18 protein-coding genes are annotated in these 23,228 nt (G+C 40.0%); 8 read left to right on the top strand and 10 right to left on the bottom strand.

Features of this window, described 5'->3' with window-relative positions; all coding sequences use genetic code 11:
• Window positions 1-42: 42 nt before the first annotated feature.
• The gene (locus PVK79_RS08180; RefSeq protein ID WP_182730801.1) at window positions 43-987 is read left to right on the top strand and encodes a carbohydrate kinase family protein; all 945 of its coding nucleotides are present in this window, start codon (window positions 43-45) and stop codon (window positions 985-987) included.
• 198 nt (window positions 988-1,185) lie between these two features.
• Here the strand turns inward: PVK79_RS08180 and PVK79_RS08175 are convergent, their stop codons facing one another.
• From PVK79_RS08175 to PVK79_RS08165, 3 genes are all read right to left on the bottom strand, one after another.
• Complete coding sequence (locus PVK79_RS08175) at window positions 1,186-1,587, bottom strand: SpoIIAA family protein (protein ID WP_013463012.1); 402 nt, start codon at window positions 1,585-1,587, stop codon at window positions 1,186-1,188.
• 121 nt (window positions 1,588-1,708) lie between these two features.
• Window positions 1,709-2,401, bottom strand: coding sequence for a cupin domain-containing protein (locus PVK79_RS08170; RefSeq protein WP_145234512.1), 693 nt, complete (start codon window positions 2,399-2,401; stop codon window positions 1,709-1,711).
• Window positions 2,402-2,428: 27 nt separating this feature from the next.
• Complete coding sequence (locus PVK79_RS08165) at window positions 2,429-3,049, bottom strand: glutathione S-transferase (protein WP_257326890.1); 621 nt, start codon at window positions 3,047-3,049, stop codon at window positions 2,429-2,431.
• 178 nt (window positions 3,050-3,227) lie between these two features.
• Between PVK79_RS08165 and PVK79_RS08160 the strand changes: the two genes are divergently transcribed.
• On the top strand, window positions 3,228-3,746 hold the full coding sequence (locus PVK79_RS08160) for a TetR/AcrR family transcriptional regulator (protein WP_182730804.1): 519 nt from the start codon (window positions 3,228-3,230) through the stop codon (window positions 3,744-3,746).
• Between the two features lie 131 nt (window positions 3,747-3,877).
• On the opposite strand, the gene PVK79_RS08155 is transcribed toward PVK79_RS08160, so the two are convergent.
• Both PVK79_RS08155 and PVK79_RS08150 read right to left on the bottom strand, forming a co-directional pair.
• Window positions 3,878-5,341: a carbon starvation CstA family protein gene (locus PVK79_RS08155; RefSeq protein WP_145234518.1), complete on the bottom strand. Its 1,464-nt coding sequence runs from the start codon at window positions 5,339-5,341 to the stop codon at window positions 3,878-3,880.
• Between the two features lie 244 nt (window positions 5,342-5,585).
• The gene (locus PVK79_RS08150; protein ID WP_182757475.1) at window positions 5,586-8,087 is read right to left on the bottom strand and encodes a S8 family serine peptidase; all 2,502 of its coding nucleotides are present in this window, start codon (window positions 8,085-8,087) and stop codon (window positions 5,586-5,588) included.
• A gap of 591 nt (window positions 8,088-8,678) precedes the next feature.
• Here PVK79_RS08150 and PVK79_RS08145 point away from each other — a divergent pair.
• From PVK79_RS08145 to PVK79_RS08130, 4 genes are read left to right on the top strand one after another with little or no spacing between them, the layout of a single operon-like run.
• Window positions 8,679-10,193: a curlin gene (locus PVK79_RS08145; protein WP_257326887.1), complete on the top strand. Its 1,515-nt coding sequence runs from the start codon at window positions 8,679-8,681 to the stop codon at window positions 10,191-10,193.
• A 33-nt stretch (window positions 10,194-10,226) separates the two neighbouring features.
• Window positions 10,227-10,628 carry a curli production assembly/transport protein CsgE gene (locus PVK79_RS08140; protein ID WP_257326885.1) on the top strand — a complete coding sequence of 134 codons (402 nt, stop codon included), beginning with the start codon at window positions 10,227-10,229 and terminating at the stop codon, window positions 10,626-10,628.
• The gene (locus tag PVK79_RS08135) at window positions 10,618-11,058 is read left to right on the top strand and encodes a curli assembly protein CsgF (RefSeq protein WP_145234528.1); all 441 of its coding nucleotides are present in this window, start codon (window positions 10,618-10,620) and stop codon (window positions 11,056-11,058) included. Before PVK79_RS08140 ends, PVK79_RS08135 begins: the two co-directional genes overlap by 11 nt.
• The gene (locus PVK79_RS08130) at window positions 11,059-11,832 is read left to right on the top strand and encodes a CsgG/HfaB family protein (RefSeq protein ID WP_145234530.1); all 774 of its coding nucleotides are present in this window, start codon (window positions 11,059-11,061) and stop codon (window positions 11,830-11,832) included.
• 584 nt (window positions 11,833-12,416) lie between these two features.
• On the opposite strand, the gene PVK79_RS08125 is transcribed toward PVK79_RS08130, so the two are convergent.
• A complete protein-coding gene (locus PVK79_RS08125) occupies window positions 12,417-13,109 on the bottom strand; it encodes a response regulator transcription factor (protein ID WP_145234532.1) in 693 nt (230 codons plus the stop codon).
• A gap of 1,134 nt (window positions 13,110-14,243) precedes the next feature.
• On the opposite strand from PVK79_RS08125, the gene PVK79_RS08120 reads away from it, so the two are divergent.
• Window positions 14,244-15,047, top strand: a complete 804-nt coding sequence (locus PVK79_RS08120) for a hypothetical protein (protein ID WP_145234534.1) — start codon at window positions 14,244-14,246, stop codon at window positions 15,045-15,047.
• Between the two features lie 382 nt (window positions 15,048-15,429).
• On the opposite strand, the gene PVK79_RS08115 is transcribed toward PVK79_RS08120, so the two are convergent.
• From PVK79_RS08115 to PVK79_RS08105, 3 genes are all read right to left on the bottom strand, one after another.
• Entirely contained in the window at window positions 15,430-16,926 is a 1,497-nt protein-coding gene (locus PVK79_RS08115; protein WP_182759403.1) for a trehalase family glycosidase, read from the bottom strand.
• Entirely contained in the window at window positions 16,923-18,173 is a 1,251-nt protein-coding gene (locus PVK79_RS08110; RefSeq protein ID WP_182730808.1) for an MFS transporter, read from the bottom strand. The genes PVK79_RS08115 and PVK79_RS08110 overlap by 4 nt, the downstream gene beginning before the upstream one ends.
• Before the next feature lie 103 nt (window positions 18,174-18,276).
• Window positions 18,277-19,284 carry a LacI family DNA-binding transcriptional regulator gene (locus PVK79_RS08105; RefSeq protein ID WP_182730809.1) on the bottom strand — a complete coding sequence of 336 codons (1,008 nt, stop codon included), beginning with the start codon at window positions 19,282-19,284 and terminating at the stop codon, window positions 18,277-18,279.
• Window positions 19,285-19,540: 256 nt separating this feature from the next.
• Between PVK79_RS08105 and PVK79_RS08100 the strand changes: the two genes are divergently transcribed.
• Window positions 19,541-21,808, top strand: coding sequence for a TonB-dependent receptor (locus PVK79_RS08100; RefSeq protein WP_257326883.1), 2,268 nt, complete (start codon window positions 19,541-19,543; stop codon window positions 21,806-21,808).
• Between the two features lie 57 nt (window positions 21,809-21,865).
• Here PVK79_RS08100 and PVK79_RS08095 read toward each other — a convergent pair whose 3' ends face one another.
• Complete coding sequence (locus tag PVK79_RS08095) at window positions 21,866-23,071, bottom strand: sugar efflux transporter (protein ID WP_257326882.1); 1,206 nt, start codon at window positions 23,069-23,071, stop codon at window positions 21,866-21,868.
• Between the last annotated feature and the right edge of the window lie 157 nt (window positions 23,072-23,228).

Genomic DNA, 23,228 nt, shown 5'->3' with positions numbered 1-23,228 from the left:
ACTTTTGACCTAGCCCTTGCTAGGTTTTTTAGGATTTACAATATGACCAAATTACTTAGCCTTGGCGAGCTGCTTATTGATATGCTGCCGCAAGATTCTCAAAACAGTGCTTATTTGCCCATTGCTGGCGGCGCTCCTGCCAATGTAGCGGTAGGTTATGCCAAACTGGGCGGCAAAGCGGCTTTTTGTGGCGGTATGGGCGATGACTATTTTGCTAAACAATTAAGTAAATCGCTTGCGCAATATAAGGTAAGTACAGAGTACTTATTTACAATTAAAGACTCTCAAACGGCCGTGGTTATTGTCAGTTTGGATGAAACCGGTGAACGCAGCTTTAATTTTTATCGCCACAATACCGCCGATTTACTGTTAACGAGTGAGCATTTAAACCATATCAAATGGGATGAATTGAGTACCCTACACTTTTGTTCCAACACGTTAACTAATTTAGCCATTGCGCGCACCACGATCAATGCTTTAAAGCTGGCTAAAAAGAACCATAAGCTAGTCAGCTTTGATGTGAATTTACGCTATAGCTTGTGGCAAAATAGCAATGACATTGAGCAAAATGTACACGCGTGTTACGCCTATTGCGATATTGTTAAGCTATCGCGTGATGAGCTGAACTTTTTAGCTGAGCAAACACAGCAAGCACCTGATGATTATTTACAATCTATTTTAGATACAGGTGTTAAATTGGTATTTTTAACCGATGGCCCTGCACCGGCAACGGTTTACCATAACGTATTTACATTTACTGAAGCTGCACCAATTATTACGGCGGTTGATACCACCAGTGCGGGCGATGCGTTTATTGCCGGGGTTTTGTATTATTTAAATCATAATGATGAAAATATATTGCTCACGGATAAACTCAACAATCAGCAAATAGTAAAACGCGCTTTAAATTTCGGCCTTCGCTGTGGCTCTAAAGCCTGCTTAGCCAAGGGGGCTTTTCCAGCATTACCTACACTTCAAGAGGTATAATACCAATCCGCAATAATACTTAATAATTTTACGGGGCTAAACGTGTCGCTATCTGCGTTAAAAAATTCTCATTTAGAACAACTAAATAGCAAATTTTTTGCCTAGCTATCAACACGTTTTTCCAGCCTCAAAATAGATCACTTAATTAAGCGAATTGGTATAAATACTTTAAAAATAAAGGCCGATTATGGCCTTTATTTAAGCATCCGCTTCTTCATCATTACTTTTTAACCATTCTAAGGCCGCAGTGGCGTTCTCAAAATATTGAATTTCACCTGATACAAACCAACTGCCTAATTTAGCGATGGTTGATTGCCAGTCTTTGTTGCCGTATATGGCTATTTTTTTAAACTCTTTGTTGTGTTTTAAGCCAAGTTTTAAATCATCCCATGCGGCTCTAAGTTCCCAGCCATCAAGCTCAGTTCCATCTATGAGTACATTAACAATAGGATGTTTAACTTCGCCAAGCGCAGAGTCTATCATCGGCGTAATCACTTCATAATCTTTGTGAGTGAGTGTGCCTATGGCTTTTAAGGTTAAAAAAAACTCGCAACCAGAGCGCTCAATACCAATAGATAAGCCGTGTGTTAAATTTACCATAACCCGAACTCCGCAATAAAATGAGCATTGAGTATAGGTGATAGCTTAGTAACCAATAGTGAAGTAGATCAAAAAACAGGCACATATACTTTTATTGTGCCTATTTTAATTAAATGCTTAATTATGCATTTTTAAGCCGTGCTATTTGGTTTTCAACATCTGTTAAATGACCGATTTTAAGCCAAACTCTGGCTCCTTCACTGCCTGCTATTGCTTTAATTTCGCTGTTAGGCGGTACTCTTAACCAGCTGTGTTTTACTAATGTATCGCCCTGCTCTTCAAGCGAGCCTTCAAGAACTAAAAGCTCGCCCCCACCCAAGGCGTTTAACGATATTTCACTGTTAGGTGCAAATGCTAAAATACTCACCTCTTCAAAGGCGTCTTTATAAAGAGGAGCTACATTTACATCACTAAACTCAGGGTGAGGAACACCATGCATGGTATTAGTTTGCAAGCGAACATGCTCTCTGTCCTCTGGCTGAAACTGCCATAATTTTACAAATATAACGCACCCGTTTTCAGAGCTTGGTGTATGTTTTGACTCAGGCGGATTACGAATATAAGAACCCTTGGGGAAATCACCATGTTCATCTTGAAAAACACCTTCAAGCACAATAAATTCTTCACCGCCGGTATGTGTATGGGCAGAAAAATGGCTGTTTGGCGCATAACGTACAATGCTGGTTGCGCGTGCAACCTCATCGCCCACTCTATCAAGTGGACGCCTATCAACACCCGCCATCGGTGAGGCTATCCATTCTAACGATTCGCTATGCACAACAACACGTTCGCTAAAATCAGCTGCAATTTTCATAAGTAGCTCCACATTATAAATTGATAACTAAGCGGCAATGCTTGGACGTTGAGAGACCTTTTGTTGCCATGCAATTAAATGTGATAGCTCACTAGGAATAGCAATTTTCGCAAATCCTGCAAACACCAGACCGGCGTACAAAGTAATATCTGCAACACTAAAATTCTCACCGGCAACATAAGCAGAATTGGCTAACACTGTATTAAAATAAACAAAGCCTTGGCGCGCTTTTTCACCTTGCTTTTCTCCCCAAGCAACATTTTGATAGGTTTCAAGTGCTGGGCCTAAGCCATCCGTTGCATGATGAAAGTAAGTTGCTACAGCATCAAGGACCATTGACTCCGCACGCTTTTGCATCATATTAATCACCGCGCGTTCTTTTGCCTCAACACCGGTTAATGAAGGGCCAGCAAAAGAACTATCAATGTATTCAGTAATCGCGGTGCATTCTGCTATATATGTCCCGTCATCTAGCTCTAAAACAGGCACGCCTGCTAAGGGGTTTTTAGCTAAAAAGGCTTCAGTACGATGCTCACCATTTAATAAATCAACAGCAACAAATTCTACTTTGTCAGTCGCATTTTTTTCAGCAAGTGCAATACGTACACGTAATGGATTAGGAAAGTTTTCTACGTCATAAATTTTCATAATTATCTCTTTATATTTTTAACCACAGTTTGAACTAATATTGGCAAGATTAAATACCTACCTACTGATAGGTAATTTATATTAAGATCTCGATCTTTGCAAACTAAAAATAAAAGAGCTTGAAAATAACTACCTACTGGTTGATAATTTTTTGCAGCGATATGAAGGAAGTTTTAAAATGACAAAAAAAGCAGCCCTGTTAAAAGCAGCAGAAAATAAGGTTAGACTTGGTGGCTATAGCAATTTTAGCTTTAGAGAGTTGGCGAATGAAATTGGTATTAAAAGTGCGAGTGTGCATTATCATTTTCCGACCAAAGCTGATTTAGGTGCTGAACTCGCGCATCAATACACTGATGCCTTTATCGCTGTGCTTGGCGAACCGGAGGCACATAAAGCAAACGGTAAAAATCCAATCGATATTTACACGCAATTATTTAGAAATGCGTTAGTGATGGATAAAAAAATGTGTTTATGTGGCTTACTTGGCGCACAAAGTGACAGCCTTCCTGATAAAGTGCGCGATGAAGTAAAACGCTTTTTCATTAAAAATTTAGCCTGGTTAACTCAAGCACATAAAATAAATGGAGAGCTTAATCCTGAACGTGCTGCGATTAAAACAGTGAGTTTATTAGAGGGCGCAATGATGATCAGCAACACCCTTGATGATATTCGCTACTTTGAGCAAGCTACTTTTTAACGGCTAATAGTTTGCCTGAACGGTTAGTGATCAAAAAGTTGATAAAGCTATTAACTAAATTACAACTCGATTAAACATAAAAAAGCAAGCCTTCACAAGGCTCGCTTTTACATTATTAAGATTACGATTTATTAAACTGCACGCACTTTATGCTTTGAATGCACTATCGCTAGTACTATAAAGCCTATTACCGCCACTGCTGCACCAATCGGTTTACCTAAATCACTTGATAAGTTTAACCCTATTGCCGCAGTCATTATGTATGACAAGGTCACTGCTGTAGCGATGACTGCAGGTACACTGGCAATCCAGTGAAATGTTCCACGGTCAAATAAGTACTTAGTCGCAAGCCATAACACACTCGTAGAAAGCAGCATATTTGAGAATGCGAAGTAGCGCCAAATCACAGAGAAATCAAGCTTAGTCATAAAGTAGGCAATCGTTAAAATAGGGATTGCTAGCAATAAACGATTACGCAAACTTTGCGGAATACTAAACGCATCAACCACTGTTAAACGAAGTGAACGAAACGCCGTATCGCCTGAGGTAATTGGGAATACTGCTACTGCAATAATCGCCATAATACCACCAAACACACCTAAATAACTGTTTGCTATATGGTTAACCACCAAACCTGGGCCGCCTAAATCAAGCATTGCTTTTAAACCTGCATAGCCTTCTGGGAAAGCAGCAATACCCGCTAATGCCCATACACAACCAACAATACCTTCACACATCATTGCGCCATAATAAACTGGACGAACGTATTTTTCGTTAGTTAGGCAACGTGCAATAATTGGTGCTTGCGTAGAATGAAAACCACTAATAGCACCACAGGTTATGGTAATAAACAATAACGGCCACGTAGGTAATCCATCTGGATTTGGAGTTAAAAAGTCATGGGCATGATCAGCTTCAAAATACGCTAAAAAATCACCAGCTACCGGTAAATGCGGCGCATTAATTAACAGTGATACAGCAATTGCAACCGTCATCACAATCATTAATAAACCAAAAACAGGGTAAAATTTAGTAATGATTTTATCAATTGGCAGTAAAGTAGCTAAAAAGTAATAAGCCAAAATAGCCAAAACCCAAAAGGTATTATTGGCAAATATAGTATCTTTAAATACGTCTAAGTTGCTTAATAATCCAGCGGGGCTCATTATGAATACCACGCCGACAAAAAACAGTAACATCGCCGTAAATATTAACATAAAGCCTTTAAATACAACGTTGTAATATTTACCTGCAATTTCTGGTAGGCTTTTACCATCCTCTTTGATACTCATAACACCTGAGTAAAAGTCGTGTACAGCTCCACCTAATACATTACCGAGTACGATCCAGACCAAAGCAATTGGTCCATATAGAGCACCGAGAATAGGGCCAAATATTGGGCCTACCCCTGCAATATTTAAAAACTGAATTAAAAACGCACGAACAGGATGAATTGCAACATAGTCAACACCTTCGCTAAAACGTTTTTGTGGTGTATCAATGGTGGCGTCCATACCAGCTTGTTTTTCTACAAAGGGACTGTAGAACTTGTAACCTAATATTAAAATAGTCAGGCAGATAAAAAAGATGATCATAAGCACGTTTCTCTTTTTGTAATATAGAGCGCGTTGTCAGTCGCCCCGAATTTCAAACTATGGGTAATCGTTGAACGTTAGCAGAGCCTGTTAAAATCCACAATACGACTATCTGATAATATTATTAGATGTTTGAAGTGCAGAGTTTAACTATCAGGAACAATATAGTAGGCAATAAAAAAGCCTTGCAGGGGAACAGCAAGGCTTGGGACTTAACGGGGAATTATTTAAATGTTAAGTGCACTTATTCAAATGTCACTGTTACGATATTTGAACATACATCTGCTGTAACACAAACTTGGTAATCATAGGCTGGCAAAGTTGCATTACGTAAGAAGTCACGGTGACGGCCGTTATCAGTCGTTGTTCCTACAAACTCACCATTGCGATATACATTAAGTGATTGAGCACCCACTTGCTCCCAGCTAAGATCAACACGCATAGTGTTTAAGCGGGTTTTATTCGCGCGGGTTAAACTCAACGCAATTGCAACATCACTCACAACCACGGTCTGTACTGACGAATCAGTATTACCTTCACTATCGGTTACAGTTAATGTTACTTGGTAGTTACCTGATTGCGCATAAGCGTGAACTGGATTTGCATCTGTTGAAGTTGCACCATCACCAAAGTCCCAGCTCCATTGTGTAATATCGTTATTTGCATCGCTGCTTGAATCCGTAAACGAGACTGTTAAAGCTTGTGCATCATAGTCAAAATCAGCTTGTGGTGGCTGCGGGGTTACCTCACCAATTGCACTAAATGTAAGTGACCAATTATTCAGTGTGCCAGTATCTGCCGCATAGGTATCTTCAACATGTAATACCCAATCACCCGTTGCCACTTCGCCATTAAAATCAGCTAAAGAGTAGCTTTGTACTATATCCTCTGCGCTACCGCCTGACTGACTATGCAATGTAGAACTTGTTCCTCTAGGCGAGGTTAACGTAACGATTAAATCACCAATGTAAGTATGTGAAATATCAATACTCGCTTGAGTTGCAAAAACAGTCAGTGGATCATTTACGGTGATCACAGAATCAACACCGTCAACATTGTTATCGGGGATTGCTACTGCGGTATCATTCGTATAGGTAAAATCATTTAAGCCAACAGGATCAACTAATAAGCTTACTGACTTCTGCTTAGCCAACTCGCCAGAAGATGCATTTACGCTAAAGTCATAGCGCCCCCATTGTGTTGACTCTTGAGTTGGCACACTAAGTATCACCACATCACCAGGCGTTGCAGTGTTTGCTGATAAACTAGCACCAGCTAAATCGCCAATTAATTCAAGGTCTACAACCCCTTGCCACTGGGCAATTGAGCCAATTTCAAATGTATATGTTGCCGTTTCACCGGCAGTGATCTGCTGAGCTGTTGGTGTAACAGATAGTTTAAAGCTTGGTGTAGGGTCTGCCTGCTCAAGAGCTTGATTAGCGTTTAAGCGTTTGCCCGATACGGTCTTCCCTGCCAGTTGTGCATTATCATCGCCACTATCCATAAGCAGCTGTTTAAGCTCACTTGTTGATAAGTCAGGATTGAGTGATAGTACCAAAGCAGCGACACCCGCAACATGCGGTGTGGCCATTGATGTACCAGAGTAAGTGGCATAACCATTACCCGGTACGGTTGATAAAATAGCGCTCCCTGGTGCGCCTAAATCAACACTGGTTAAACCCCACTGTGAAAAGTCTGACATATTATCGTTACGATCAGTGCTGGCCACTGACAACACGCTTTCATGCTCATAATTGGATGGATAATGTGGATTTTGATCATTATCAACGGCGTCATTACCTGCAGCGGCAACAAATAAAATGTCAGCTTGTTCGCTGGCGGTTATCGCATCAGCAAGCGCTTGGCTAAAGCCACCACCGCCCCAACTATTATTTAGTACGCGAACATTTACACCCGCATTTTTCAGACTCACCATATAGTCAATACACTTAATAGCGTCGGATGTAGAGCCACTGCCTGATGCATCTAAGAACTTACAACCAACAATCGCCGCTTCATGATTAACACCCACAACACCATTATTGTTATTACCTGCAGCGCCGATTGTCCCTGAGACATGCGTACCGTGACCTTGGTCATCCATTGGGTCGCCAACATTTGTAATGGCATTAATACCATGCACGTCATCAATGTAGCCATTACCATCATTATCGATGCCATCGCCTGCGATTTCATTCGGATTTATCCACATATTTGCCGTTAAATCACTATGACTGTGATCTACACCAGTATCGATAACGCCCACAACGACATCTTTACCACCTGTTGTAATTGACCATGCTTCGAGTGCATCTATATCCGCATCGGCCGTTCCACCAGATTGGCCTTCATTGTGTAATCCCCACAACTTTGAAAAATCAGGGTCATTAGGAGCCGTAGCAATGCTCACGCGATAATCTGGCTCAACATATTCAACCGCTGCATGTGTTTGCAGTAATTTAATTGCTTGCTTGGTGCTCATGCCAGTTACTTCAAACTTAGCTAGACGACCAGATAAAATCGACGAATAGTTATCATCAACACCATCTTTATTTAAATCACTTACTTTAGCTTTTACTAAACTGCGGGCTTGACTTCGCATTGCCACAGAAGTGCCTTTTTTATACATAACAAGCAATGAGTCTTGAGAAGCTCGTGCTGAAGGCTCTGCAGCAATGGTTGTTACTTGTGCTGCAGCTAAACATGGCAAAATAGCCAAGCTTAAAATAGATAATTTAGTTTTCATATTTTGTATCCATAGTTAGAAATATTAACTTAGCTTTGTTACTAAGTTTCGCTAACTTCACTACTTTTGAAATATCACTGGCAAGCACCATAAATGACAGAGAAAACCTAAACCAGACAAGAAAAATTCAATAAATTACTAAAAAACCAGTCTTTAACACTGTTTTTAACGGTCAATTTATTAACAACACAATCGTTTTTATGAGTAATTAGCGCTCAGTAGATGCCTTACTCGCCTCATCTTTTATTACCAGATTGTTCAAGACTCCAAGCTGATTACGGTGGAAAACAAGTAAGCAATTGAAAAGAAAGTAGATTAAAAATCATAAAAAGAGATGATTTCGAATATTACGTTTACACAATAAAGTTAACCGTCAATTGGTAGCAGTGCGTAAGTAAAAAAGCATTAATTGCATAAAACACAACACTGCATATCAATATAATTCTTCACTCACTTTTGTATGAGTGAGCTTTTTGCTCTTGATATCACAAAACTTAAATCGGCAAGGCATGCCGAACAAACTATGCAGAACATTAAGGTATCCACAACCCATTAATGACTGCTCTAATAATTATAAGTTAAGGAAAAATCATGAAGTTAAATAAACCTTTATTGACATGTGCAATCGCAGTTGCATTAAGTTCAAGCTTTGTTGCACACGCAAATATCGACGATAAAAACCAATCAACCTCTGTATTAGCAAGTCAAGTGTCAACTACTGCGGTAGGCAATGTCCTCACTATTGAACAAACATCATTGCAAGGTATGGGTAACGATGTAATGGTCACGCAACAAGGTGATGGCCTTGAAGCAAACGTAACAAGTTTAGGCGATAACAACAGCATTAATGTTGATCAAAAACAAATTCAAAACTTGTCTTTAACGTACGTAATAGGCGATAACAACACCCTAAGTCACAGCCAAGATGGTGAAGTTAATGGCGCTCTATCAGACATAACAGGCGATGATAACTCAGTCAATGTTGCGCAGTTTGGCACGGGCTTTTTTGGTATTAATAACGAAGCGATTAACGTAGTTCAAGGTGATGCTAACGACATTGCAGTTACTCAGCAAGATGGCGGCCATTGGTTTTATAATTTGGATTTGCAAGGTAATAGCAACAAAATTAGCGCATCTCAAGCAGGCCTTTTAAATGAAGCAACGCTGGCAACTATTAGTGGTGACGAAAACACCATTGAAGTTACTCAAAACGGCTTGTTTAACGCTTTTACACTTACTGAACTCGTTGGTAATACGAATGAAGTAGTAATAGCACAAGAAGGTAATTTCAACGGCGTTACGGTTACTTCTGTTCGCGGCGATGAAAACAGCTTAGACATCGAACAAGCGGGTGATTCAAATACTGCGACTTTTGCAAGTGTTGAAGGAAACGAAAACACCCTATCAATCGACCAAGAAGGTAATACCAATACCTTCACATCTGAGTTATTTGCCGGTAATGACAATCAAGTTTCGGTTGATCAACAACAAGATAATAATCAAGTTGGGGCTGATGTATTAGGTGATAACAATGAACTCACTGTTATGCAAAATGGCTCAATGAACGAGACCTACTTGGGCACAATTGGCGCTGACAATGAATTCTCAAGCGTTCAAATTGGTAACGAAAACAGCGCTCACATCGCTAATTTTAATGGTCAAGGCAACGACGTTGATTTAGCTCAAGCCGGTGACATGAATACCGCTTTAATTCAATCTTCGTACCCTGACACATCGCTTACTTCAAACGATAATGACATTAATATCAGTCAATTAGGCAGCACAAATGAAGCAACATTAACCTTTGCAAGTGTGCTAAATAGTAATAACAATAGCGTTGATTTTAGCCAAAGTGGCGATCTGAATGCGATTGATTTAGTTATGGAAGGCAGCAACCATTCTATTGATATTTCGCAGCAAGGCGATATGAATATGGTAGCAGGTATCGATACGGGTGCATTTATCGTTGGTGGTGACAACATCAACTTCACAGTCACACAAGTAGGCAATGGCAACTTAGTTGAAGGTGCTATTACCGCTTCTAACACTTCAGTCGTGATCACCCAAGTGGGCGATTACAACACTGCAACTGTGACCCAAGAATAAGGATATTGGGGGGCACGTCCCCCCATATTAAACATGACATTAGTTAGAACGCTTATTACCGCGCTAAGCCTGCTTTTTTTAACTACCTTTAGCCACTTATCTCAAGGCGCTGACAAATTAGAAATAGATGGCCTAGTGCTCGATCGCAGCATTAGTCGCTTTGGTCACCAGTTTTATTTTGAATTTTCAAACCTTTGGCGCGACCTACCCTCAACCGCTGGTTTTAATATAGAAATAAAAGAGACCGTACTTCCTCGGGCTGGCACAAAACTGACCTTAGTAATGAATAATCAAATTGTATATGTAACCTATTTAGGGCGTCGCTTGGAGCCTATTGATGAGCGTGTAGAACACGCTTTATACAGTGTTATGGATGCGATGGCGCGCTCTAATTTACATAAAGCTTCGCCCGATATGGCAAAAAATGGATGGTAAAATGGCCCCCGACTCAAGAAAATATATAACAACAACTATAATGATATTACTCCCCTTATCGGTATCTGCAACAGAGCTTGTGTATACCCCCATTAATCCAAGTTTCGGAGGTAGTCCACTCAATGCCAGTATGCTATTAAATAAAGCGCAAGCGCAAAATAAACATAAAGCACCAATAATTGAACAAAGCTACGCTGAGAAATTTCAAGATTCTCTAGAACGTACCTACTTAAACCGCATGGTAAGAGAGATCACTGATATTGCCTTTGGTGAAGATATAGATGAAAGTATTTTTAACCAAGATTCAATTTTTTTAAGTGGTGATTACGAAATTCAAGTGATCACCAGTACCGTAGATTCAATTACAGTGCGAATAACCAACACCACTGACAACAGTGTCGTGGTCATTGAAGTACCGAGGTTTAGCTAAATGAAAGCGCTATTTATTGCAGTACTTACCCTGGCATTATCCGCATGCAGTAGCATGGGCAATTTGATCCCACCTTCGCAACAGTTGGCCGCAAGTTTAACCCCCACTGAAACCTTTAAAGCACTTCAACAGTTACCAACACCTGCTGGCAGTATCGCCGTATCGGTATATTCTTTTCGTGATCAAACGGGCCAATATAAACCGCAAGGCAATGTTAGTTCATTTTCAACCGCCGTCACTCAAGGGGCTAATTCCATCTTAATACAAGCGCTACACGAATCTGATTGGTTTATTCCGGTTGAACGTGAAGGTTTGCAAAATATTCTGACTGAAAGAAAAATTATTCGTGCCGCCCAAGCCGAACAGCCAAATGCTGTTGAATTACCACCACTGACCACCGCTAAAATCATTTTAGAAGGCGGTATAATTAGCTACGACACCAATGTAAAAACCGGTGGTTTTGGCATGGAATATTTTGGCATCGGCGCGTCAGAACTCTACCGCGAAGATGCTATCTCTATTTACTTACGTGCCGTAGACGTGCGTACTGGGCAAGTATTATTGTCCGTAGCCACCAGCAAAAAAGTGCTCAGCCAAGAAATGCGCGCAGGGTTTTTCCGTTATGTTAGTTATAAACGTTTAGCCGAAGCCGAAGCGGGTTTTAGTGATAACGAACCGATGAGTATTTGCGTAACCCAAGCAATTGAAAAAGCCCTCAGTGATCTAGTCATCAAAGGCATTGATAAAGGCATATGGGCAACAAAGCGTAGTTGATAATTAACGTCTATCAACGCTGGCATAACGATTCTGATTTCTGGTTAGCTTATTCTATAGCTAACCATGAGATACAAAAATAGCAATAACAGGTGTTATATCTGTGTACCAGCACCGATATAGCACCAATCAAAAACCAACGTAATGTATGAAGAGTATTAGGGCTGCAATTACCGATTGAGTATTATATAAACAAAGGTTATGCGTACTCTCTGATCTGTTTGGCAAAAGCAGCGAGCTCACTGTCGTCGGCTCTTTCACAATCGTGAGAATATAAATTTCAAAAACATACCTGTTCTCCCCTCCCTCTAGCGCAGAGTCTAAAATAAGAGCAACTTTTTAGTGGCTACAATCAGCTTTGCAAGTACTTCATCAGATTGCGCAAAAGCATAACGACTAAGGTGCTGCTTAGGAATAACCACAGTTGCTCCTTTTGTATTTGGATAGATAGTCAGAAATACTAAATGCTTTCATCCTCCCAAACAGGGTCACAAGGTGCTTTACCTGAAACAATATCACAAAATATGCAGTTACTGATGCTCCATCCTACTGGTTATAATTGGGTGCATATTATGGTTGATCTGTTAGTCATGCAACGGTAATCGTACCGCCATATATCGCTGTGCCCAATTAGATAGCTCAATACGATTTCGTGAATTTGTTTTTTTAAATGCGCTATAAAGGTGTGTTTTTACGGTGTGATCACTGATATTTAACCGCTCTGCGATACTATGGTTATTCGCACCTTGCGCAAGTAAATAAACCACTGATTTTTCTCGTTTAGTCAGGCTTTTTAACACTTGATGTTCACTACCAGCATCACTGCTAGGTTGATGATCATAATGACTTACCATCGCGAGCACTTCATTAAATGTAGAAGAAATAATCTTGCGACTGAACCAGAGCTCATCATTAATGATCCGCATTAATCCGGTAAATACATCCTCAGGAAGGTCATTGTTATAAAAGACTCCCTTAAAATTATTAAGTAACAAGTTTTTTTCACAAATAGCGTCAGAATGCGCATTAAACACAATCACAGGTTTCACTTTGGCTAAGGCTAATAAGTCTGCTGGTATTAAGTTTTGCCAATTGCAGCCGCTGCTATCAATTAAGAAAAGATCAAACTCATTGCGGTTGTCATTATGGGGTAGACTGTCGTCCATTTTTACTTTACTAAAAAATGCATCTAACGTTTTAATTAAGTATGGATAACACTGCGAACGGACAGGCATTTTAAAAACGGTTTTGATAAATACTGAGGTTGGTTGAATCATTGCATCTCGTCCTTGAAACATTTTGTTTACAATACCTAAAACAACTCCAATGTTCAACCTATTTCACTCAAATCTATTGATTTATAAAGAGAATAAAAAATTTAGACGTCTAGATGCTTGACTATCAAGCACCTTTCAACTAATCCATTTTAGTTATAAAAATGATTTAAATCAATACTTTATTATTAACTTATGGTTTGATTAAATAATAAAATCGTGAGGTTATAAACCAAAGCCTTGCTGCACTTTGTACTCGCCAGCTCTAGCCTATTTAAAGCCCAATAAAAACTGTACTTTTTTAGAGTAGACAGTGGTCAGTATTAAAAGTACTTTCTAGCACCAGTGAGCATTTGTGGCTATCCCATTGCAGGGAAGTCTCATTGAGGGAAGTAATCTTCCTAGTTTTAAAAAGTCACTCATAAGCTTATTATTACAAAGCCAGCGACGACTAAAATCTCAACCATAATCACACGCGGTTCTAATATTTCTATAGTAACTAGCTCGTTGGTGCTCAGGATGTAATTAGGCATACTTTAAATCTTCACGCAATGATTCTGGCCTCGGTGATCCTTTGCTTAGCTGGAAGCTTCGTTGATACGAATGTAAAAATGCTACGTTACTAATTCTGTTAATTTCGCTCTTGTGAGTAGTTTAACGCGAAAGTAAGAGCCACATGCCAACGGCCCTACAACAAGACGTTTCAGTATCTGTTTATTAAATGTCGGTAGCCAAGGAGTAGATATTTACTTTATTTGCTTCAAACTTGGTGGTAATGTAAATGGAATGTGACTATATGCAGTGCACCATCGTTTTTACGGTGTTGCTAATGATGAAAATGTTCAACAAAAAGATTTAGACTTTAACGCATTGTTTTAAACTATTTCTAAAGGCACTGCAGGTAATTGGAACACCGTATCAAATGATTTTAACAGCGATATAATTTTATCTTTGCTGTTGATTTGATGAGTACAAATTTATGCATTGTTTATAATGAAGCGAAAAAACACCACATTGAATTGCAAAATGACAACCATAACTGACGAGTTTTATAATAAATTTAAATAAAGTGGCAAAAAAATAGGATACATCAAGCCAAATTTCACACTAAAAAAATAACTATTAACTATCGAGGGAATGATGAGAAAAAACCTAATTATTTATTCTGCAATACTTATGCTGTGTGCGTGTGGGGGGTCGACTTCCACATCAGAAGCAGCCATCCCTGCTGGAAATGGCACTAGTGAGCCAATAAAATCAACGGATAATTTACCAATCCCCAATAACAGAGAATTAAGTAATTATAATATTCTAATTATTGGTAATAGCCATGTAGCCGGTATTGAATCTTTACTAACAGAAATATTTTCTCATGGTGACGCCAATAAAACGGTAAATATTGACACTCGCAATGGAGCATTTCTCGACACGATCGTTAATAACGAAAGCATTATTGAAACAATACAAAATAAACAATGGACCCATGTTATTTTACAAGGGCAAAAATACTCTCAAAGCCAGTCGGAATTTTATCCTATCGATGCCACTGTAACTTGGATACAACGAGCAAAAGCGATAGGTGCCACGCCAATTCTTTTTCCTGAACATCCACTGGCAGGAAAGCCACAAGATGCAATTTACGTACACGGTATTCATGTAGATATTGCTAAAGAGCAACATAGTTGTGTGGCCCCTGTAGGGTTAGCATGGAATCAAGCCTTCGAAATATCGCCTGAGTTAACCATTCATCAGGCTGACGGGAATCATGCAACAATGTTAGGTAAGTTGCTTTCCTCATTGGTGTTGTATGAAACCATAACAGGGAAGTCAGCCGATTTATTAACGTTTAGCGATACCTTACCAGGAGATGCAATAACACAAGCATTATTTGGCCAGGTAGCATCACAAGCGATTATTGACAATATCCCCTGTAATTTTTAAAACCTTAGCTACATCATGCTTTTATACTATTGAAAAGTATGAATATAGCTGGCCGTAACCATGTATATACTCATGAAAAGCTTTTATTTCACGCTAAAAAGAGAGCAGCAACATCGCTAAATATCTTTGCTTAATTGGCTGATAACAATCACTCTTAGCTGTTTTGTAGGAGTGTATTAGCAGACGATTACTCTCTCCTTTAAACCGCTATTCCATGTTCAGTATAAGGAACAAACTTATAATGACACCTATCTTCAATGCTAATAACAGAGATGGGGGTTATATTGCATCTATATTGCATCTGATTTATCAAAAGAATGAAAATTTAGATGTCTGATGCATAACGACTAAACAATTTTAAAGCCAATCCTTGGCTATTACGTTATTTTATTAAATGATAAAATCGAGAAGTCACTCCATTGGTCCAACCAAAGCCTTGCTGCACTTTGTACTCGCCACCTCCAGCTCTATTTTCAGGCTCATAAACATTGTATTTTTCGAGTAGACAGTGGTCGGTTTTAAAACTGTTTTCTATCATCTGTAACCAATTGCTCATGATGGTGTTTGCATCTGCAACAAAGCCATACTGGTGAAATCCGTGTACAGCAAACCACTGCAGTGGTGCCCAGCCATTAGGGCTATCCCATTGCTGGGAAGTCTCATTGAGGGTTGTTACTAATCCGCCTGGTTTTAAAAAGTCACTCATAAGCTTATTTTTAACCAACACCGCCTGCTCTTCGCTAGCACAATTGACAAACAATGGGACGGTGGCGGCAAGCGACAGCACTGTAGATTGTTGCTGGCTTTGATAATTAAAATCAACAAAAAACCCCATATCAGTACTGAATAAATACTGATTAATTGCCGCACGTCTTTGAGCTGCTTGTTGCTCAAAATACTGTTGCTTATTTGTATTGTTTAATACCGCAAAGTAATGACCCAGCTGTTTTTCAAGGTAATAAAGTAAACTATTGAGGTCCACAGGAATAATATCCGTGGTTTGAATACTGGTAAGCTTATTATTACCCAGCCAGCGACTACTAAAATCCCAACCAGACTCGCACGCAGCTCTAATATTTCTATAGTAATTAGCTCTTTGCTGTTCAGGAAGTAATGAGGCATCATGCAAATCTTCACGCAGTGATTCTGGCCGTGGTGTTGCTTGATCATCCCAGTAACGGTTAAGTAATGCACCATTTGCCATTTTTACTACACGCTTATGGCTTGATATTTGCTCACTCAGTAGCTCTGCCCCCTGCATCCAAAATGTATATTCTTGCTCAAGGGCAACAACGCAATCAGTTAACCATGCAAAGTCACTATTTTTACAGTATTTTGCTTGCCAAATTAAATCAACTATCAGCGCTAGAATAGGAGGCTGCGAGCGAGAACTATAGTAACTGCGGTTGCCATTGGGAATACAACCATTACGATTTTGCAGATCAATAAAATTAGCAAGCATGGCTTCGATACTGTCTATATCGCCAATATCTTGCAAACCTAACGCAGTAAAATAACTATCCCAATAATATATTTCTTGAAAGCGCCCACCCGGTACTATGTAGCTGTGTTTAAGTGGTAATAAAGAGCTGGCTTTAGCTGTGTCTGCATTGCGATGCAAATACGGCCATAAATTGGCAATATAGCTTTGCACACTATCGCTGTTGCTTTGCTGAGTTGGGAGCTCCGTTGATTCAAACGTAAAATGCTGTGCTACAAATTCTGTTAACTGTGGTGTAGTAAGTGGTTTAACGCGTAAGTAAAGGTCGCATGCTAACTGCCAACTATCATTAGCAATCGCATCAGCAAAAGTTTTACTGTCACTAAATATAGCCGCCAGTTGCACATCTAAAAATAATTGGCTATTTACAAAGTTCATATCGTTCCTTTTTCTGGCACTGCGCCTAAGTTTACTGTCATTTTTTTAAATAAAGTTACACTGATCAACAACAAGCTAATTGGGATCAAGGTAAGATAAAAGGCATGTTGGCCACTAAATTTATCAAAGATGAAGCCGGTAATTACTGAACCAGTGGTGCCGCCTAATGCTGAAAAAACCACGATAAGTCCGGTCATAGCTGCCTGCTGGTGAGCGGCTAACGCACTGAGCATCACAGAGTTAAGTAATGGGTAAAGAGGAGCCATAAAAAAGCCAATGAGCGGCAGCATGTATGCTGCAAAAGGCACATCAAATACACTCGTTACTTGGCTGCCATCAATTTCATGAGTCAGCGGTAAAACTAGTAGCACCAGCACGGCCATAGCAACCAAGCAACTTAACAACAAACTATACCAGCCAATAACGCGTAATATCTGCCCCGCCACTAGTCTACCTAGCGCCAGTGCTGCGGCAAACACACTGGCCAGTTGAATACTAATATCAACTGGCAGCTTAAGTACTTGATTATTAAAAGTAGGTAACCAAGTCCCTACCCCTTGCTCAATCAACACATACAAAAATGCACTGATAATAAATATAACCACTAGAGGTTTATAAGTGAGTGTTAGCATGTCAATAAAAGCAGCTAATTGACTGGTACGTAATGTTGCTTTTTGCGGAACTTTTATTGGCGCTATAAGCACTGTAATAAAAGCCATACCCGCTAACAAAGCCAGCAAATAATACACGTTCAACCATGCTGTATTTTGCGCATTACTACTATCAATAAACCATGAGAACACCCAATAGCCAGATAACACCCCAAGCATAAAAATACCTTCAATGGTGTTAAGCAATGCTGAGTGCTGATTGGCGTTATCAGTGACTTGGCCAATAACCGAGTAAACGGATACTTTCATAATCGCAAAACTGCAACCGATCACAGCAAACAATACTTTGAACGCATAAAACTGTGCAATTGAGGGCATTAACAAGCACATTAAGGCAACCAACCCCAACGCTACAAGCATGGCCAGTTTATAGCCAAGTCGTGGAATAAATGATGCAACAATAAAAGAAACTATTGCTATGGTAAGGTCTTTATAGCCTTCTAAAACAGAAGCTTGCGTTTTTGTTATGTCAAAACTATTGATGGCTTGTAAAATTACGGTGCCAACACTATTGAGTAAAATAGCGAACACGAAATAGCTACACGCCAACGCTATGGTTATTCTTATTGGGTTCATGCACGTTAACCTGATGTTGATTTCTTTTAGCATAGTGTAGCGCAAAATAAAATGCAAACGTTTGCATTTTAAATTTCAAAATTGAGTTAACTCACCCTACAGATTATCCTTTGCTAGATTGACGATTAATTAATTCTATTTCAACAACTTGTGATTCAGCTGACTGACCTTGTAACTGCGCTAATAATTTTTCAACCAGTAATACTGAGGCTCGCTGAGTGTTTTGTTTAATGCTCGAAAGTGATGGGTGACTCACATCTGCCATGGCAATATCATCAAAACCAACTAACGCAACATCGTTAGGAATACTGATATAGCGCTCTTTTAACGCTTTCATAGCGCCTAGTGCCACCATATCGCTGCACGCCATAATGCCGTCGAAACATAAACCTTTCGCGACTAGTAATTGGTTGATCCCATGGTATGCTGCGCTACTAGTAATATCGATAGACACTACGTTTGCTATAGCGTTAGCCGTATTTAGAGCAGCTAAATAACCACGGTAACGTTCGCCAATTTCAGCATGTCCTGGGTCTCCCAAAAATACAATATTTTTAGCGCCACCTGCTAATAAGTGTTCAGTCGCAAGACGACCCCCAACAAAGTTATCACTGCCTACAATGGGATAATTACTGGGAGTTTTTGGGTCACCCCAAACAACTAAGGGCACGCCTGCATTAGCGGCGGCTTCAATGTTTGCCGGATCTTTGCCTTGCCCAACCACAATAATGCCATCAGCCCGACGGCTATTGATAAAATAATTAGCCCAGTCATCACCGGCCATAAATGAGTTTGAGAGCAGAAGTTCTAGCCCTTGTTTATTCAACGCGAGGTTTATCTCTCCGACTACCTTAAGCAAAAAAGGGTCGTTAATTGATTGCTCCGTGCCACTGTCGAAATTTATGATCACTGCTACAACATTGGTTTTTTGTGAGCGAAGGCGGCTCGCAGCCGTATTTAAACTGAAGTTATGTTGCTTTGCTAACTGCTTTAATTTATCTCTAGTTTCTTTTTTTATCAATGGGTTATCATTTAACGCACGAGAAACAGTCGAGGTTGATACTCCAGCAAGCTTGGCTAGATCCGCTAACTTTAGTTGTTTGTTATTCATTGCTAAGTACGAAGCCTTCCTTAAATCGTGAAGTTGCAATATACCATCATTATTAAAATTAGGCTGCGCCAAGGCCTAAATTTAGTCATAAACATAACCGTGTATAAAAATAATACAGAAAGTTAAAAAAATAATTGCAAACGTTTGCATAAAGTTCTAAGGTTTAAAAGAACACAGCATTAACATTTCATTAAATTAGTTAGTGCTTTGTTATTTATAGTTTTTTAAATAACGAACAAAAAATGGGAATACCAACATGACAACAACACACACACCAAGCAAACTTGCTTGCGCTATTATTTTAGCGCTATCCAGTCAAACCGTGCTTGCAGAACAACCAGCAACAAGCGCGCAAACAACCACAGATAAAAAAGTTGAGCGAATTGTCGTTTCTGGTACACCCGCAGGTGTTGGGATCAGAAAAATTGATGCCAGCTACGCTGTAACAAATATTGATTCATCACAAATTATAAAATTATCACCTAAAAGTACTGCTGACTTATTTAAAGCCGTTCCCGGTGTGTGGGTTGAAAGCTCTGGCGGTGAGTCTGGTGCCAACGTGTTTGTGCGTGGGTTTCCGGGAGGTGGTGATGCGCCATTTTTAACACTCAGTATTGAAGGCTCGCCAGTTTACCCTGCGCCTACTCTTTCATTTTTAGAAAACTCATCGTTATTTAGAATCGATGAAACAATTGAAACAATGGAAGCACTGCGTGGTGGTCCTAACCCTGTGCTATCCAATGGTCAGCCTGGTTTAACAACCAACTTTAGATTAAAACGTGGCAGTGAAGATACTCAAGGCTTATTTAAATACACCACCTCAGATTACGACTTACAGCGAGTTGATGCTGTAGTAAGTGGTGAAATCACTGACGACCTATATTTTATGGTAGGCGGCTATGTTAAAAGCTCTCCAGGTATCCGTGATGCAGGCTTTACTTCTGAAAAAGGCAGCCAATTTACAATTAACATAACTAAAGAGTTAGACAATGGCGAGCTTAACTTTTATACCCGTCAAACAGACGATCATGGCGCATGGTACTTACCAACACCACTCAATGTTAATGGCATTGATGCTGAATATACCCAACTTGGCACACTTAACCGTCAAGCGACGATTTTTACCGGCCCAAATGCGCAAGCACACGACATTGACCTAGGTGATGGCCGAGGATGGGATGGCCATGTATCCGGCGGTAGTATTAAACTTGAATTTGATAATGGCTGGCAATTTATTGATCGTTTTAACATTACCAAAGGCGATGCCAATACATTTGGTCTAGTACCCAATGGCTCAGCAACGACGGTTGGTGAAGTGGCCGACAATGGTCAAACTGCATTTGGTGCGGTGACTGACACCGAATACGCTAGTGACACTGCGATTCAGCAACTGGGTCGCTGGGTAGTATTAAAAGAAATAAGCTCGTTTACTAACGACTTAGCTTTTTCAAAACAATTTGGTGACGTTTCAGCCACTTTTGGTTATTACACAGCAAGCACATCTGCGAGCGATTGGTGGAGCTTAGGGAATACGGCGTATCATGTGCTGGAAGCCGGTGGTGAATTATTAAATGGTATTGAATGTAACCAAAACACTGATGGGTGTGGTTTTAATTACGATATCAGCTCAACAGGCGATGCACGCACCAATGCCCTTTACTTTACAGGCCAATATAAATTTGCAGATGCATTTACACTTGATTTAGGTGTACGTAAAGAAAACCATGATGTGCAGTACAGTGTTGATGAAGACCTTGACGGTATTATCACTAAAGCTGTTGATTATGATGAAAGTAAAACCTCATGGACAACCGGTTTAAACTATTCAATTAATGACGACATGGGTGTGTTTGCACGTGTTAACCGTGGTTATAAAATGCCATATTTTGATGACTTTAGAGATAATTTTGGCGCATACCAAGGGGGTGAAAAACTAATTAAAGAAGTCACTCAAGCTGAACTTGGCTATAAACTGATCACTCAAAGCACTGACTTTTTTGCCACTTTATTTACCAACGAAGTCAAAGGCGATACCTTTGTAAGTCGCCCGGGTGTGCCAGCTGAAATTTTAACCAACGAAGCGTATGGTGTTGAACTTGATTACAACTTTAATCATGAATCTGGCTTTTCTGTTAATTTAAATACCACATTACAACAAACCGAAATCACTGAAAGTCCAGAAAATAAAGGCAATGAAGCACAGCGCCAGCCTAAATGGCAAGTACGTGTAACACCAAGCTATGACTTTGAAGTAGACGGCATGTACGCCACACTCTATGGTACTTTGTCAGCAGTAGATGACCGCTTTGGTAATAATGAAAACACAGTGACACTTGATGGCTACGAAAAAGTTGACTTAGGTTTTATCCTTGAGCCAATGGAAGGGATCAAACTGCAATTAGCAATTGATAACTTAACCAACGAGCAAGGTATTACTGAAGGCGACCCACGTAATGCTGACGCGCCCAATGGCCGTTACATTATGCCTCGTACAACACGCTTAAGCGTAAGCTACGAATTCTAACCCCCATCTCCCTGGATCAATACCCAAAGCCGTGGTGGTTAATACACTGCGGCTTTTTTAAATCACGTTTTGAGCAAAAATCGGCTCTTGCGACTCGCTCTCTTGGCGCTTTAAATAACTAAATATTATTAAAAAAGTCATAGCAATGCTTGCCGCAATAAGCGAGCCTAGCGTGGCAAAACGAAAACTAAACCACTGTGCAATTAAACCGGTACTGGCAGTGCCAAGCATGACCCCTACTTTAATGGCATTGCCATAAAAAGCAGAGGTAAAACCAATTCGTGATGGCAGTTGCTCTTGTAAAATAGTCAGGCCGATACCCGCAAAGATCCCATAAAAAATAGCATTTACACCTTGCAGTACAAAGAATTGCCATACTTGATCGGCAAAAAATACGCCAATATAGAACAAAATAGCGCAACTAAAAGCAAAACCTAACAAGCCTGTTTTAGTGATGCGTTTACTGAGCTTTGCGCTATACAACATTACAGGGATCTCGATTAATGCCACCATGCCCATAAATATTCCAGGTATATTATTGGCAAAGCCCAGTTCATTAATTGTATAAAGCGGTAAGGCACTGGCGTACATAATATTGCCAATTGAGCCAAAGGTTATAGCAGCACCTAAAGCCCAAAACGATTGATTGATCGGCTGATTTGGCTCAGCTTTTTTAGCTTTGTCGTTAGCTTTAACACTGGGCAAAAACTTCATTGCAAAAATTAATGCCAACAACGCAAACGTAGCTGCGGTATAAAATGAGCGACTAAAGGCAACTCCTGATGCAAGTAAATAGCCAAGCGGCGGGCCTGCGACCCATGCAAATGAAATTGCCGCTCTAAGGCGAGTATTAAACTGGGTGATATCAATATGATCTTGCTCATCAGCCCACTGGCGAGCAATAGTCATAACTTGCGGTATCGCGGCATTGCCCATCGACAGCAAGAGTACTCCGGCAGCAAATACCTGCCAAAAAGACGTTGCGTTGGCAAACAAAATTAACGCCATCCCCATGCCAGAGACCGCAATCATAAACATCTTTTTAGCACTCACGCCCTTATCGGCCAATCCACCTAACCATTGGCTAAAGAGAATGCCCATCAAAGTGACACCTGTAGTGTACACACCCAAATATATAGGTGGGCTTTGTAAGCCTTCAACAATAAACAAACTCATTAGTGGATTAACAAATGCGCCTATTAAGCCCGTTAATAAGCTTAACAAGATAAATACCACACCATACTGTTTGAGTATCGACTTCAAAAAACACCATACAGACACTAAAAATAAGCCGCGCATTATACGCGGCTTTAAGTAATATTAAACTACAAAGCGGGTTATTTAATAATCACGACTATTTAAACTACGCGCATTTTATCAGCCACTAAGCTAAGCATAAAAACCAAGCCACGGTTTGCAA

It is taken from the genome of Pseudoalteromonas rhizosphaerae, from assembly GCF_028885455.1.
Classification (GTDB): Bacteria; Pseudomonadota; Gammaproteobacteria; order Enterobacterales; family Alteromonadaceae; genus Pseudoalteromonas; species Pseudoalteromonas rhizosphaerae.
This window is presented reverse-complemented; position numbering and strand designations above follow the sequence as displayed.